Source organism: Paenibacillus algorifonticola, assembly GCF_000971975.1.
Taxonomy (GTDB): Bacteria; Bacillota; Bacilli; order Paenibacillales; family Paenibacillaceae; genus Pristimantibacillus; species Pristimantibacillus algorifonticola.
This window is the reverse complement of the sequence record NZ_LAQO01000007.1, coordinates 265,539-279,399: the sequence shown is the minus strand read 5'-3', so window position 1 is coordinate 279,399 and position 13,861 is coordinate 265,539. Positions and strand designations below refer to the sequence as shown.

General features: G+C 51.5%; 11 protein-coding genes. 8 read left to right on the top strand and 3 right to left on the bottom strand.

The genetic code is table 11. From position 1 onward, the window contains the following. Positions 1–265 precede the first annotated feature (265 nt). From msrB to WH37_RS16085, 6 genes are all read left to right on the top strand, one after another. Positions 266–1,255, top strand: a complete 990-nt coding sequence (gene msrB / locus WH37_RS16110) for a peptide-methionine (R)-S-oxide reductase MsrB (protein ID WP_046231612.1) — start codon at positions 266–268, stop codon at positions 1,253–1,255. A gap of 22 nt (positions 1,256–1,277) precedes the next feature. Further along, positions 1,278–1,850: a nitroreductase family protein gene (locus WH37_RS16105; RefSeq protein WP_177217967.1), complete on the top strand. Its 573-nt coding sequence runs from the start codon at positions 1,278–1,280 to the stop codon at positions 1,848–1,850. A gap of 303 nt (positions 1,851–2,153) precedes the next feature. After that, the gene (locus WH37_RS16100) at positions 2,154–3,680 is read left to right on the top strand and encodes a glycoside hydrolase family 43 protein (protein ID WP_046231610.1); all 1,527 of its coding nucleotides are present in this window, start codon (positions 2,154–2,156) and stop codon (positions 3,678–3,680) included. Between the two features lie 159 nt (positions 3,681–3,839). Then, positions 3,840–5,591 (top strand): sensor histidine kinase, encoded by a 1,752-nt coding sequence (locus WH37_RS16095; protein WP_046231609.1) that lies wholly within the window; start codon positions 3,840–3,842, stop codon positions 5,589–5,591. A 20-nt stretch (positions 5,592–5,611) separates the two neighbouring features. Beyond that, positions 5,612–7,222, top strand: a complete 1,611-nt coding sequence (locus tag WH37_RS16090; RefSeq protein ID WP_046231608.1) for a response regulator transcription factor — start codon at positions 5,612–5,614, stop codon at positions 7,220–7,222. 152 nt (positions 7,223–7,374) lie between these two features. Further along, entirely contained in the window at positions 7,375–8,886 is a 1,512-nt protein-coding gene (locus tag WH37_RS16085; protein ID WP_231594252.1) for an ABC transporter substrate-binding protein, read from the top strand. A gap of 80 nt (positions 8,887–8,966) precedes the next feature. Here WH37_RS16085 and WH37_RS16080 read toward each other — a convergent pair whose 3' ends face one another. Genes WH37_RS16080 through WH37_RS16070 form a run of 3 tightly spaced genes read right to left on the bottom strand, consistent with a single transcriptional unit; the run spans position 8,967 to position 12,191 of the window. Continuing rightward, positions 8,967–9,989 (bottom strand): ornithine cyclodeaminase, encoded by a 1,023-nt coding sequence (locus WH37_RS16080; RefSeq protein WP_046231606.1) that lies wholly within the window; start codon positions 9,987–9,989, stop codon positions 8,967–8,969. Next, positions 9,986–10,954: a 2,3-diaminopropionate biosynthesis protein SbnA gene (gene sbnA, locus WH37_RS16075; protein WP_046231605.1), complete on the bottom strand. Its 969-nt coding sequence runs from the start codon at positions 10,952–10,954 to the stop codon at positions 9,986–9,988. The genes WH37_RS16080 and sbnA overlap by 4 nt, the downstream gene beginning before the upstream one ends. Before the next feature lie 16 nt (positions 10,955–10,970). Next, complete coding sequence (locus WH37_RS16070) at positions 10,971–12,191, bottom strand: phenylacetate--CoA ligase family protein (RefSeq protein WP_046231604.1); 1,221 nt, start codon at positions 12,189–12,191, stop codon at positions 10,971–10,973. A 196-nt stretch (positions 12,192–12,387) separates the two neighbouring features. Here WH37_RS16070 and WH37_RS16065 point away from each other — a divergent pair, with 196 nt between their 5' ends. Together WH37_RS16065 and WH37_RS35580 are read left to right on the top strand one after the other, a co-directional pair. Then, complete coding sequence (locus WH37_RS16065; protein WP_231594251.1) at positions 12,388–13,254, top strand: YheC/YheD family protein; 867 nt, start codon at positions 12,388–12,390, stop codon at positions 13,252–13,254. 159 nt (positions 13,255–13,413) lie between these two features. Next, on the top strand, positions 13,414–13,623 hold the full coding sequence (locus WH37_RS35580; RefSeq protein ID WP_143088489.1) for a hypothetical protein: 210 nt from the start codon (positions 13,414–13,416) through the stop codon (positions 13,621–13,623). Positions 13,624–13,861 lie beyond the last annotated feature (238 nt).

Below are 13,861 nucleotides of genomic sequence, written 5' to 3'. Positions count from 1 at the left end.
AATAAGAACACAACAGCGACCGGAAGTCCAATCTTTCTCCCAGTAGCGACCATTGCTCCGATGCCACTCGTTTGTTCAACTTATATTGCTATAACATTGGACGGGAAAAAAGCCATTTTGTTGCGCGTGTCACTACATTGTAACAAAGAATAGGGCGCAGGTCTTGTTGTCCTTTTGCGGAGGCTGGCAGTTGAGGTATAATAAGGGTCAGGTGATTGTATAGCAGCAGCGGCTGCGGCAAGCCTGTAAAGGAGGCTGTATAGACATGTCAGTTGAGTTGAACGAAACCCAGAATGAGTCACCATCATATGAAAAGGCGATATTCGCCGGAGGCTGTTTCTGGTGCATGGTTTCTCCATTCGAGGAGATGCCCGGCATTATCGAGGTAGTATCGGGCTATACAGGCGGCCATGTGCCGAATCCGACCTATGAACAAGTCTGCTCGGAGACGACAGGCCATACCGAAGCGGTGCAAATTACTTTTGATCCGGCGATATTCCCTTATGAGAAGCTGCTTGATATTTTTTGGCAGCAGATCGACCCGACTGATCTGGCTGGCCAGTTCGCGGATCGCGGCAACTCGTACCGTCCCGGCATCTTTTATTATAGCGAGGATCAACGGGAGAAGGCGGAAGCATCGAAGAAGGCGCTTGATGCAAGCGGCCGGTTCGATAAGCCCGTCGTAACGCCGATTGAACCGGCGCAGCCTTTTTACTTGGCGGAAGAATACCACCAGGGCTTCTACCGTTCAAATCCGCAGCGCTACAAATCTTATCGCAAAGGCTCTGGACGCGAAGATTTTCTCGCAAACCATTGGCAATATAAGAAGAGTCTGGGAGAGCTGAAGTCGCGACTGACGCCGATTCAGTTTGAAGTGACGCAAAACAGCGGAACGGAGCGGGCATTTACCGGCGAATATTGGGATCATAAGGAAGAAGGCATCTACGTGGATATCGTATCGGGCGAGCCGCTGTTCAGTTCGCGTGACAAGTTCGATTCAAGCTGCGGCTGGCCCAGCTTTACCAAGCCGATTCAGGAATCGAAGGTCACGGAGCATCGCGATATTAGCCATTTTATGATCCGCACGGAAGTTCGCAGCAAGTCGGCTGATTCGCATCTGGGGCATGTTTTTAATGATGGCCCTGGACCAAACGGTCTGCGCTACTGCATTAACTCCGCAGCTCTGCGCTTTATTCCAAAGGATCAACTTGAAGCAGAGGGCTACGGCGAGTACGCGGCCTGGTTGAAAGCTTAATTTGAGGAATGGGGGAATGAACATGCAAGTGGAAGAGGCTATACGGGGAAGACGTACAATCGGAAGGGTCAAGCAGGACCCGATTGATCGCCGTCTCATCGAAAAGCTGCTGGAGGCGGCCACTTGGGCGCCCAGTCATCATAATACACAGCCATGGAAATTTATCGTCATGACAGGAGAGGGCCGTGCCAAGCTGGGCGAAGGTTATGCGCGTGTTGCACTCGCTTCGCTTGAGACCGGCATAGGTACCGCTCTTGAGGATCGTTTGGCGAAGGAGCGCTCTAAAGCCTACCGTGCGCCTGTCGTCATTGGCGTCGTATGTTCGCCGTCAGAGGACCCGCGTGCTGTGCATGCGGAAGAGCTGGCGGCGGCGCAAGCCGCTGTGCAAAACCTGCTGCTCGCTGCCCATGCGAATGGACTGGGAGCCATCTGGCGCTCAGGCGAGCCGATGTACCATCCGCTCATGAAGGATACGTTTGGCCTTGATGCGGAGGAGCAGTTTGTTGCCCTTATTTATGTTGGATATCCGGATATGCAGCCATTGGAAGCGAAACGGACCTCCGTTTCTGACAAAACGGTATGGCTGGAAGGCTGAGTGCCAGGCTTGCCTGATTGCCTAAGGTAAAAGCTTTCAGCTTGAAAAGAATAGTTATTCGTTAGGCCAATAACAAAAGTCTTCCTGAACCGCATGTCATGCGGGGAGGGGAGGCTTTTTTTTGTGGAAAATAGCGGCTTGCCAGCTTCCTCCCATGAAAAAAGTCGTTAAACTGCTAGCATAAGGTCAAGCAAGCGGTGGCTGAAATTAGGAATACGCTATTACAATGGTGAAAAAGCATGCGAAGTGTGGGGAAGAGGGTTATTCAGTGATTTTAACGATACTTCTAGAGGAGGAAATGATATGCGTTTTACTAACCCTGTTTTAAGCGGATTTTATCCCGATCCGAGTGTGTGCCGTGTAGGTGGCGATTTTTATTTGGTGACCAGCTCGTTTGAATATTTTCCGGGCGTCCCGATTTTTCATAGCACGGACATGGTCAACTGGCGGCAGCTTGGACACTGCCTGACCAGGGAAAATCAGCTGCCGCTGCATGGCAGCCCAAGCTCCAGAGGGATTTTTGCGCCGACCATTAGATATAACAATGGGCGCTTCTATATGATCACAACTAATGTAACCGTATTCAAAAATTTTTATGTTTGGGCGGACAGCCCAGAGGGGCCTTGGTCTGATCCGGTATGGCTGGACGAATGGCCGGGCATTGACCCGTCGCTCATGTTCGACGAAGATGGAAAAGTTTACATTACCGGAACAAGCGTCCCTTTCAGCAGCGAGCCGCTCGGCATTTATCAGTCGGAGCTGGATATCGAGTCGGGGCGTTTAATCGGCAAACGGAAATTCATCTGGCAAGGGACAGGCGGCTCTTTCCCCGAAGGACCGCATCTTTACCGCATCGGTGACTGGTATTACCTCATCATAGCTGAGGGCGGCACCGAATATGGGCATATGGTGACGGCTGCAAGGAGCAAAGCTCCTTTTGGCCCGTTTGAGAGCTGTCCGCACAATCCGATCTTGACGCAGCGCAGCACGGACAGCCCGATTCAAGCGACGGGACATGCCGAGCTTGTCCAAATTTCCGAGAGGGAATGGTGGGCTGTATTTCTCGGCATTCGTCCTGTTGGCTATCCGGCAGCCCATCACCTGGGACGCGAAACGTTTGGTGCGCCGGTAACGTGGACGGAGGACGGCTGGCCGATCATCGGGCATAACGGGCGCGCAGCTGTGGAGCTGGATGCCCCGGCACTCCCGCCAAGCGGGCAGATAGAGTGGCGGGAGCAGGATGATTTTAATGAGCCGGAGCTGGCGCTTTATTGGAATTTTTTACGCAATCCCGGTGCGGAGAGCTGGTCGCTGGCGGAGCGTCCGGGCTGGCTGACGCTGCATGGCAGCGCCCATGCGCTGGATGATACGCAGTCGCCCGCTTTTGTCGGGCGGAGGCAGCAGCATTTTCAGGCTAAATGGTCGACACTATTGGAGTTTCAGCCGCAGCACGATGGGGAGGAAGCGGGACTGACGGTGCTCATGAATGAGCGCTATCATTATGAAATTGCGCTGACGAGGCTGGAGGGCACCAAGCAGGTGATTTTGCGCCGCCGAATCGGAAGCCTGTGGAAAATAGAACAGGCAGCAGCATATAACGACGCTCAGATTGAGCTAAGCATTGAAGCCGATGCTGCGCAATATACGTTTGCTTTTTCGGCTCCGGGCGGACAGCCGCATGTATTGGGAACGGGAGAATGTGCCATGTTATCCAAAGAGGTGGCCGGCGGTTTTACGGGTGTGTATACCGGGCTTTATGCGACGGGAAATGGGAAAAATAGTACGGTACCAGCGTATTTCGACTGGTTCAAATATGAGGTTAAAGCTTAGCAGTCTAGGCAGCGTACGGTAGCCGAGGCGATTTTTGTAAGAAATTTCGACAAATTTCTCGTGAATGATTGATCTTTCTTCTCCGCCCGTGCTAAGTTTCATTGTAATGGCGGTATACCCTTGCATTTATTAGCCGCGGGGAACGGGGGGCATGTTCAGATGTACAAACGATTGCAAATTTTATCGTGGAGCTCGATTCGAACGAGACTGCTCACCAGCGTTCTGCTGTTTACACTGCCGCTCATTGTATTGCTGCTGTATAACAGCTTTTATTCGATTGATGTCGTACGCAATCAGGTGGCAAACTCGAACCGGAATATGATGACCTTGTATATGGATCAGATCGACCAGAGCTTGGAGGATGTTGATCAATATGTGAATAGTATCGCCGCTGTAGATCCGGATTTGCTAGTAATGGGCACCACAAGCCAGCCGGACGAATATTATATGGCGAAAATCAGCTTGTCCAACAAGCTTTCGCAGGGGCTGTCGATTTATAAAAGTATGGATGGTTTTTTCACCTACTCCGATCAGCAGAAGGAATTAATGCTTATTCCACAAATGGGAAGGCCGTTTGTCGAGCGGGAGAAGATGCGGATTTTTTTATCCAGGCTCGTGGTGGACAAGGATAATAACGGGGCATTGCTCCATTCCGCCGATTGGAAAATTACGGAGCTCGACAAGCAATATTATATTTACCATATTGTTCAATCGGGCGGCAGCTACATTGGCGCTTGGGTCAATGCCAATCGTCTAATTGGCGCACTCGGTCTCATTGATTTGGGTGAAAAAGGGCAGTCGCTGCTGACGACAAGCGGCGGTATTCCGCTCACGGGGTCGACGCTGCAGCAGGATTATGGCATTGATCTTAATCAAAGCCTGGAGCATTATTACATGACCGGAGACAAAACCCGGTTTCTTGTCGTAGGTTCGCCGTCAACCCGGGGAGATTTTAATCTCGTTGCCGTCATACCGGATGAGAAAATATTGGAAAATCTCCCTTACCTGAGGAGATTGGTCACATTTGTTGCGCTTGGCTCGCTCATTATTGTGCCGCTAGGGCTGTTCATGCTGCGTCGGGAAATTTTGCTGCCGCTCAACCGCATCCTGGCAGCGATGAAGCGCATTCGCGAAGGCAATCTAGATGTTCGAATCAAGGCAGCACCAAGCGCCGAGGAATTTCAGCTGGTGACGGAAACGTTCAATACGATGATGGCAGATATTCAGCAGCTGCGCATTGATGTGTATGAGGAGCAGCTTAGCAAGCAAAAGGCGGAATTGCAGCATTTGCAGCTGCAAATTAATCCCCATTTTTTCATGAATTCCTTAAATATGATGTACAGCTTGGCGCAGGTGAAAAATTATGAGCTGATTCAAGAGCTGACGATGTGTTTGGTCGGTTATTTCCGCTATATGTTCCGCAGCAACCTCAGCTTTGTTTCACTGAAGCAGGAGCTGGATCATGTGAGCAATTATATCCGCATTCAGGAGCTTCGTTATCCAAGCAGCCTGACGAGCAGCATAGAAGTGCCAGATTATATGCTGCAGGCCAGCTTGCCGCCGCTAGTCATTCAATCCTTCGTTGAAAATGCGGTGAAATACGCGGTTACGCTGGATGAAGCTGTACACATCCAAATTCGCATCGAGCTGCTCGATACGACGGATGAGCCTAAAATGCGCATTGTCGTGCAGGACACCGGGAAAGGCTTTGATGAAGAGGTGCTGTTGGAGCTTCAGGAAGGCAGGAATTTAGTCAGGGAGCAGGGAGGACAGGTCGGCATATGGAACGTACGCGAACGGCTGCGGCTGCTTTATGAAGGGCGGGCGCAGCTTTCATTCGCCAACGCGCATGGCGGAGGAGCCTTCGTCGAAATCATCCTGCCCATGAATACGGGAACGGAACATAGCTAGCATGCAAAGGAGGATTTTATATGTATTCTGTGCTCATTGTAGATGATGAAGTACATGCGGTGAAGGCGATTGAATCGGCGATCGATTGGGACAAGCTGCAGGTAAGTGTTGTGTACACCGCCTATAATATCCGCCAAGCGAAGGAAATATTCGACCAGCAGGCCGTAGACCTGATGCTGTGCGACATCGAAATGCCGCAGGGCAGCGGGCTGGAGCTGCTGGAGTGGGTACGCGAGAAATATCCGAAAACCGAATCGGTGTTTCTGACCTGCCACGCGGATTTTGAATTTGCGAAGCAGGCGATGAAGCTCGGCAGCCTCGATTATATTTTGAAGCCTATTCCGTATGCGGAGCTGGAGAAGGTCATTGTCAAAGCGACCGACAAAATCAACAAGGACAGCGAGCTCGCCCAGTTCAGCGAATACGGGCAATATTGGTTTAAGCAGCAGCCGATTATGACGGAGCGGTTTTGGCTGGATATTTTGAACCAGACGATTCCAGCTTATGAAAGCTCGATTAAAGAGGCGGCGGCGGAACGGTATTTGCCTTATATGGAGCATTTGCGCCATATGCCGATTCTTATTTCTATCCAGCGCTGGCGCAAGAAGCTGTCCGTGCGCGATGAGAAAATTATGGAGATTGCCCTGCGCAATGCGGCGGAGGAGACGATTTTGAACCACGGCTCCTATGGGCATCTGGTGCAGTGGGACAAAGATAAGCTTGTAGCGCTGCTGCCTTTGGAGCAAAATGACGAGCCTGGGCTCGCAGCTCTGCGAGAACGCTGCTCCTTGTTTATCGCGGCCTGCAATGCATATTTTTATTGCGACCTTTCCTGCTACATTGGCGAGCCTGTGCCAAGCAATCAGCTGTCGGCTATGACAAGGCGGCTCGCGAGCCTTGATCAGGACAATGTAACGCTCAGCAACATCGTGCTGCACACAAGCGGCAAGTCCAGCCTGACGCCGGAGATGAAGCTGCCGGATTTAAGCCTGTGGGCGGTGCTGCTGAAGGAAGGCTCCAAGGACAAGCTGCTCGCGGCAATCGATGCCCATCTCAAGGAGTGCACGAAGCTGGGAACGCTTGATGCGAAGCGGCTGCATACGTTTCATCAGGATTTTCTGCAAATGATGTATTATATGCTTCAGCTCAAGGGCATCCAGGCGAATCAGCTGTTTGGCGATGACGAATCGATTGAGCTATCCAGTCGGGCCAGCCGCTCGGTAACCGATATTTATGCATGGATCGAGCATATTGTCACCAAAGCCGCCGATTATGCCAAGTCCGTAGAAGAGACACAGACGGTCGTGGAGCGAATTATTGCCTATATTAAGCTGCATCAAAACAAGGAAATTACGCGTGAGGAGCTGGCGAATCATGTGTTCCTGAATCCAGACTATTTAACCCGTATTTTCAAAAAGAAGACCGGGCTGTCGATTTCGGATTATTTGCTCCAGGAACGGCTTCAAGTAGCCAAGGAGCTGCTCATGAAGACGGATATGCCGGTAAGCGCGATTGCGGTGCATGTCGGCTATGCGAATTTCTCGCATTTTTCGAGGATGTTCAAGAAGTATGCGGGACTTAATCCGCTTGAGTTTAGGCAAAATTATGAGCTGGAGCAGCAGAGGAAATGAAATGGTCGGAAAACGCTTACCGAAAAGTCGTTTGCGGGGCAGTAGCGGGCATAGAGATTCTCTACAATGAGTATAGATTCACTCGCTACAGACGAGCAGAATCTCGATACTAAAGAGCATCGGGGGAATTACGAATGAGAAGGATAACAACGATGATTAGCTTGGTCCTCATCCTTGGCTTGGTGCTGAGCGCATGCGGCGGCAGCAACACGGGCAGCAATGGAGAGGCGGGCACGGCAGGTGCTACCAATTCCGGAGGCAAAACAGATGCGGCGGCAGAGCTTACCGTTGCGTATGTGACGTTTGGCAACACGCCTACTGACCTGCAAGCGGTACAGGATGAACTGAACAAGCTGACTAAAGAGAAAATTAATGCAACAGTGAAGCTTCTCCCAATCGGAATCGGCGCTTGGAATCAGCAAATGAACCTCATGCTTACGAGCAATGAGAAGCTGGATCTGATTGTAACGGGCAGCAGCGCAACGTTTGGATATGCACCGCAAGTGGCGAAGGGCCAGTTGCTTCCGCTCGATGATCTGCTTGAGCAGCATGGACAAGGCATTAAATCGGCAGTAGGCGAAGATTTTATTAAAGCAAGCAGCATTGGCGGCAAAATATATGCCGTGCCTTCGATTCGCGATTTGGCGGTCAATTATGGCGTGCTGATCCGTAAGGATCTGGCTGATAAATACGGCATCGACGCTGCCAAAATCAACTCGCTTGACGCTTTGGAAGGCATGATGAAAACGCTGAAGGAGAAAGAGCCGAACATGGCGGCTATCTCTCCGGGAGCGGCTGGGCAATCGATTGCTGACTACCTGCTTAAGCTTGATAAATTAGGTGACGGCTTCGGCGTGCTGATTAACAATGGGCAGGATGATTTAAAAGTAGTCAACTACTTTGAAACGCCAGAATATGCGGAGCTGCTCAAGCGTATTCGCGGCTGGTACCAAGCGGGTTATATTTTGAAGGATGCAGCGACGAACAAAGAAGGCATCGCGGATTTGATTAAAGCGGGCCGTACAGCTGCTTATGTAGCGAACCTTAAACCGGGCATCGAGATGCAGGAATCGCGTATTGTAGGTACGCCAATTGTGAAAGGTGAAATTACGGCCCCAGTTTCCAAAACAGAAACGGTAACCAACATTATGTGGGGTATTCCGCGCAATGCGACGAATCCTGAAGCATCCATGAAGTTTCTGAACCTGATGTACAGCGACAAAGATGTAATCAACATGATGGACTGGGGCATTGAAGGCAAGCATTATGTAAAAACCGATCAAGAAAACGTCATTAAATACGCAGATGGCGTAGATGCCAACAATAGTGGCTACAACCCGAATACAGGCTGGTTGTTCGGCAACCAGTTCATGTCCTACTCTTTTGAAGGGGACAACCCGAATATTTGGAAAGAAACAGATGAATTTAACAAAAACGCAACAAAATCCAAAGCACTAGGCTTTACTTTCGATTCCGCGTCAGTGAAGACCGAGTTTGCTTCGGTAACGAATGTACTGAATCAATACAAGCTTGGCTTGGAAACGGGTACGCTTGATCCTGAAAAAGCACTGCCAGACTTTATCTCCAAGCTGAAAGCAGCAGGCATCGATAAAATCATTGCTGAGAAACAGAAGCAGCTTGATGCATGGGCGGCAGCGAAATAAAATAGGCAAAGCAGGCTGACGTTAACGCAGCAACCGCCGATCCTCCTCGTGAGGGTCGGCGGTTGCTTGTATTTACCCGATTAATTTCCGATTTCCAGTCCAATTCCGAGCTCCCTTGCCTTCCGCACCCAGTAGCTGGCTGTTGCAATATCAAAGACGGCCATTCCCATGGGGCAAAATAGAACAGGCTCAGCCGGATCGTATCCGGCAAGCACGCCGCGACATACGACATCGGCAAGCGAGCGGGTATCGGCTTTCGTCAGCCCCCGCTCCTTATGCAGCAGCTCGATATCGGTATTTTCTCGGCACACCTCATCCCAGTCATCGACGATGATGGCGGATATGCTGCTCAACGCGGAGGAGGTATAGTCGCGCAGCGAAACGTCCAGCAGCAGGCTGCCTGGAAGCGGCGGAAGATCGATGTAGCGCCTGTCGCTCACCGTACAAGTAATAATCACGTTGCAGCGGCTGTATAGCTGCTGCCAGCTGTCTGCCACCTTGGTTCGTTGCCGTAGACCGCGTTCCCTTCCATCGACGGCAGCAGTAGCGGCGGGGGTGATATCATCCAGCTCCGCCCCGCGAATGTCATAAACATAAGCTTCATCGATGCAATCGCCGAACAGCTTCCCGCACATGTCGTAATGCAGCTGGCCGACTGGGCCGAAGCCAATAATACCAAGCTTTATGCGATGCGGTTCGCTGGGATGCTGCTTGCTGCGCGCATGCAAATAATGGCGAAGCAGCAAGGCGCTAACGGCTGCTGTCCGTGCTGCGCTCGGCAGCGATGCATTTAAAATCGCATACGGCTTGCCCGTATTTGCATCATTCAGCACCAGCAGGCTGTGCGCTCTCGGCATTCCGGTATTCAGATTGCCAGGGAAGCTGGCAATCCATTTAATTCCAGCTGCATGGATGCTGCCGCCTACATAGGCGGGCATGGCAATGATTCGGTTTGCAGCATTGCCGCCGTAGCGCAAATAAGGCTTTACTGGCTGGGCATAATCGCCGTTATCCATCACATGCACAGCATCTTCAATGCTATTCGCGAGCTCATGCCAATGGAGTCCAACGGCACGGATTTGTTCATCTCCAAGATAAATCACACTCGTTCTCCTTCCCCATGATTGAATTGCTGTGCAACCCAATCATCATTGTAAACTGTATCCATGTAACGTTCGCCGCGGTCATGCAAAATAACGGCGCAAACGGCGCTATCCGGCAGTTCATGCATCATCGATTGAAGGGCATAAATAACGGCGCCGGAGGATGGCCCGGCCAAAATCGCCTCCTGCTTCACCAGCATTCGGCAGCCAGTGACCATATCGGCATCGTTAACCTTTATCGCATAATCCATAAACCGGCTTTGCCCGAACGGAGGAACGATGCCAGCCCCGAGGCCCGGAAACAGCCTGCTTCCGCTGACACCGCCAAAAATAACGCTTCCCGCCGCATCGACCGCCACGATTTTCGTATCCAGCTTATGGTCGCGGGCATATTGCGCGCAACCGAGCATCGTGCCGCAGGTGCTGACGCCGCCAACGACGTAATCGACGCTGCCCAGCGCCTTCACGATTTCCTGCATGGTACCTTCGTAATGCGACATATAATTATGCTCATTGTTGTATTGATTCGGCCAATAGCTGCCCGGAATCTCGACAAGTAGCTGCTGAACCCGGTTCAACCGGGCAGGGAGGAACTCGCCCGTGCTTGGATCTGGCTCCTCAACGAGCTCAATGTCGGCACCGTAAGCGCGCATAATGCGAATGTTTTGCTGCGTCGTTCTAGGGTCTACGACGCTAATAAACCGCATGCCGAGATAGGAGCAGATCGCGGCGAGGCTGATCGCCATATTGCCGGAGCTGGATTCGATGATGACAGAGCCGGGCCCGATGCGTCCCTGCTCCAAGGCCGCAGAGATGATGCGAACGGCGGAGCGGTCCTTCGCGCTGCCATTCGGGTTAAGCATTTCCAGCTTGGCATGCACGGTAATGCCGCGATCATTCGTGAACAGCTTTGACAGCTGTATGAGCGGCGTCTGACCGATACAAGAAAGCCAATCTTTTCTCATGTGCGATAATCGCCTCCTAATAATAAAGTTTTTTCGACTTGACCGTTCCCCGCTCCAGCGTCTCATCTTCCGCTGCCCGCGTCACCACGATGCCGGACAGCATGCGACCCCGAATCATTTGACCAATCGCTTCAATTTTTTGCTCAATAGCCTGCTGTATAACGACAAGCATGCCATCGTCCAGCGTTTTGCTGCGAATATGGACTGACAGCTTATTGTCGCGCAGCCGGACGCGCAGCTCTGCATCCTTGACGAATTGCTGGACGACGCTTTCGATGTCGTAGAGGCTTATTTTTTCCCCGTGCTTCAGGTCGGTTCCGATCCGTTTCGAGATACAGCTGAACGTTTGCCTTAAATGTCCATCGATTGTGACAGTGCCGAAATCCCTAACCACATCGTAGGTGACATAACGGACGGCGGGAAACAAGGTACGCTTGTATGACGTAAGCACAAGCACCGCTTCATTGTCCTCCAGCGTTTCAAAGCGCGGATCTACTTCATCAGCACGGAGTGCTTCAGCATGGATGCCAGCATCTAATACATAAACTCCATGCTCATGGGAGTAGGAAGCAATGGCGCCGATCTCGATGGAGCCGTAGGTGTCGAGAATATCGTGAGCGCCGATGCCGAACCGCGCAGCCATATTGGCCTGCCAGGCTGGCGGCGCAATTTCGCCGACAATAATTATTTTCTGTATGCCGAAGGCTTGCGGATCTGGCGCGGCGGCAGCAATGGCATCGAGAATGGAAGGCATCGTATACAGCAGCTCCGGGCGAAAATCCTCTAGACGCTTAATATGCTCTTCTATTGGAAGGGCGAAGGAAAGCGAGTCCGCTTGGAAGCCAAGCTGCTGAAAGATCGTAATGGCGGTGCTAGCGGCATGCCCGGTTCCCATATCGGCCAGCGCTCTTGTGACAACAGCTGGACTCCTTGCCAGCCACTCCCGGAAGCAGGCTGCTTTGCTGGCGTTGTATTGCTCGTCATCCTCCGGAGAATAGTAAATCGCTTTGCGTATGCCCGAGGACGTTCCCGACGTTCGGTATACGGAAAGTCCTGCTTCCGACCGCTGCTCCTGCGTGAAATAATGCATCTCCAACCTTTCCGCTGTCATGAGCGGCAGTTCTGACAATGCGGCTGCATTCGAATCAATGCCGCGCTCTTCAAGCAGCTCCCTATACCAAGGATGAAAATGGCAAATATGAGCAAGATGCTGCTGAAGCTTCTGTATGGGCTCCATCTTTGCATAAGCCTCCTAACTAATGTAAAGGTAACGTATTGGGGATTGGAAAAGCATCCTGAGAGGTCGCCTCTGACAGGTCCCCTAAATAAGCATATGATGCCTCTGCTTGATGGTTCGTTCTATGCCGACAGCGGCCTACAACCATTTTCGAAAAGGTTCGTATGCTAATAAGGGAATAGAATGGAGGGGTAAAGTGAAGAAGAACAGGAAGACATCGACGGGCTTGCGTGCAAGGAGCAGCAGCAAAGGAAGCAGTAGCAAAGGAAGCAAAAGCGTAAGTATCAAAAGCCGGACTATTGCGGATAAGTGGAGCAAAACGATTGTGATGCGGAAGGATTTTACGCTGAAGAGGCATATCCCGCGGACGAAGCTGGCGACGAAGGACGGCTTGCGCAGCATGCTGACGCAATACGGAATGGTCTATGTGAAGCCGACACGGGGCTCACAGGGGCGCGGGGTCATGAAGATGGAGAAGCTGGGGGCGAAGTATACGTATCAATTAGGTTCGAAAAAATCGACCTTCACCACTTACGCAGCAGCTTACCGTTCGATTCACAAGGAAATGAAGGGGGAGCGATATTTGGTGCAGAAGGGCATTCGCCTGCTAAAGCATAAAGGACGCCGCTTCGATATTCGGCTTATGGTGCAGCGCGCACCGCAGGGCGGCTGGGCAGCGACCGGGTCGTTTAGCAGAGCGGCCCACCCGGGCAAAATTGTAACAAATGGCAGTCAAGGCGGATCGATCTATTCGACCGTGCATGTTCTGAAACGACATGCTGGGCCAGCAGGACGCAGGAAATTGCTGAAAAGCATGGATCGGCTTGGCCTTCGTACAGCGAGGCTGCTGCGCGTCGGTTCTCCCGGCATCAAGGAACTGGGCCTCGATTTTGCAATCGATGCGAGGCTTAAACCATGGATTCTTGAGGTGAATACCGCGCCGGCCGTTTGTCCGTTCTCGCTGCTTGCCGATCAGTCCATGCTGCGCCGTATCGTCCGGTATGGCAAAGCATACGGAAAAACCTACCAGCTGAAATGCACCAAGGCGAAGCGCGGAAGATAAGCGGCAAGCGCTGCCTATGAAGCGAAGCTAAGGCCTTGTGCCCGGCAAGAGAAGGCACAAGGCCAGCTTTTGAGTTGTTTTTCGCATGTATAAAAGCGATCTACTTGAACGTATATTCGTGCTCAAAACGGTTGATAAAATAATCCATTACCGGAGCATTTGGACGGTTTTTCGCACGAACCCAGCCAAAGTGGACATGCCTACCATCATATTTTCCCTGAAGTCATCGCAATGGTTGCTTCGGGCCGCCTTGATGTTAAAAAGGTCATCACGAAAAAAATCCAGCTGGACAACATGGTTGAAGAAGGTCTGGAGCTGCTCATCAAAGACAAAGCGCAGGCTAAAATTCTTATTCAAACGCAGTCATAGTTCTATCATTGAAAATAAATAGGCTGTTCCAAAGGTCATGAAAATAGACCTTGGAACAGCCTATTTGTATTTTCAGCTAGTATGAGGCTTTCAATGGTGGAGCAGGAGCGTCGTAATAGTGCAAATGAGAAGTCGTCTGAGCGGTAGAGGGCGCAAGGGCGCATGCACTATCATCAAAGTATAAGAGAGCGACAAGCTCATGCTGAAGAAAGAAGGGGTTCACCTATGGAACAAACGA

Coding starts and splice junctions, on each gene's coding strand:
- msrB (WP_046231612.1), top strand. CDS start 266: ATGTCAGTTGAGTTGAACGAAACCCAGAATGAGTCACCATCATATGAA.
- WH37_RS16105 (WP_177217967.1), top strand. CDS start 1,278: ATGCAAGTGGAAGAGGCTATACGGGGAAGACGTACAATCGGAAGGGTC.
- WH37_RS16100 (WP_046231610.1), top strand. CDS start 2,154: ATGCGTTTTACTAACCCTGTTTTAAGCGGATTTTATCCCGATCCGAGT.
- WH37_RS16095 (WP_046231609.1), top strand. CDS start 3,840: ATGTACAAACGATTGCAAATTTTATCGTGGAGCTCGATTCGAACGAGA.
- WH37_RS16090 (WP_046231608.1), top strand. CDS start 5,612: ATGTATTCTGTGCTCATTGTAGATGATGAAGTACATGCGGTGAAGGCG.
- WH37_RS16085 (WP_231594252.1), top strand. CDS start 7,375: ATGATTAGCTTGGTCCTCATCCTTGGCTTGGTGCTGAGCGCATGCGGC.
- sbnA (WP_046231605.1), bottom strand. CDS start 10,954: ATGAGAAAAGATTGGCTTTCTTGTATCGGTCAGACGCCGCTCATACAG.
- WH37_RS16070 (WP_046231604.1), bottom strand. CDS start 12,191: ATGGAGCCCATACAGAAGCTTCAGCAGCATCTTGCTCATATTTGCCAT.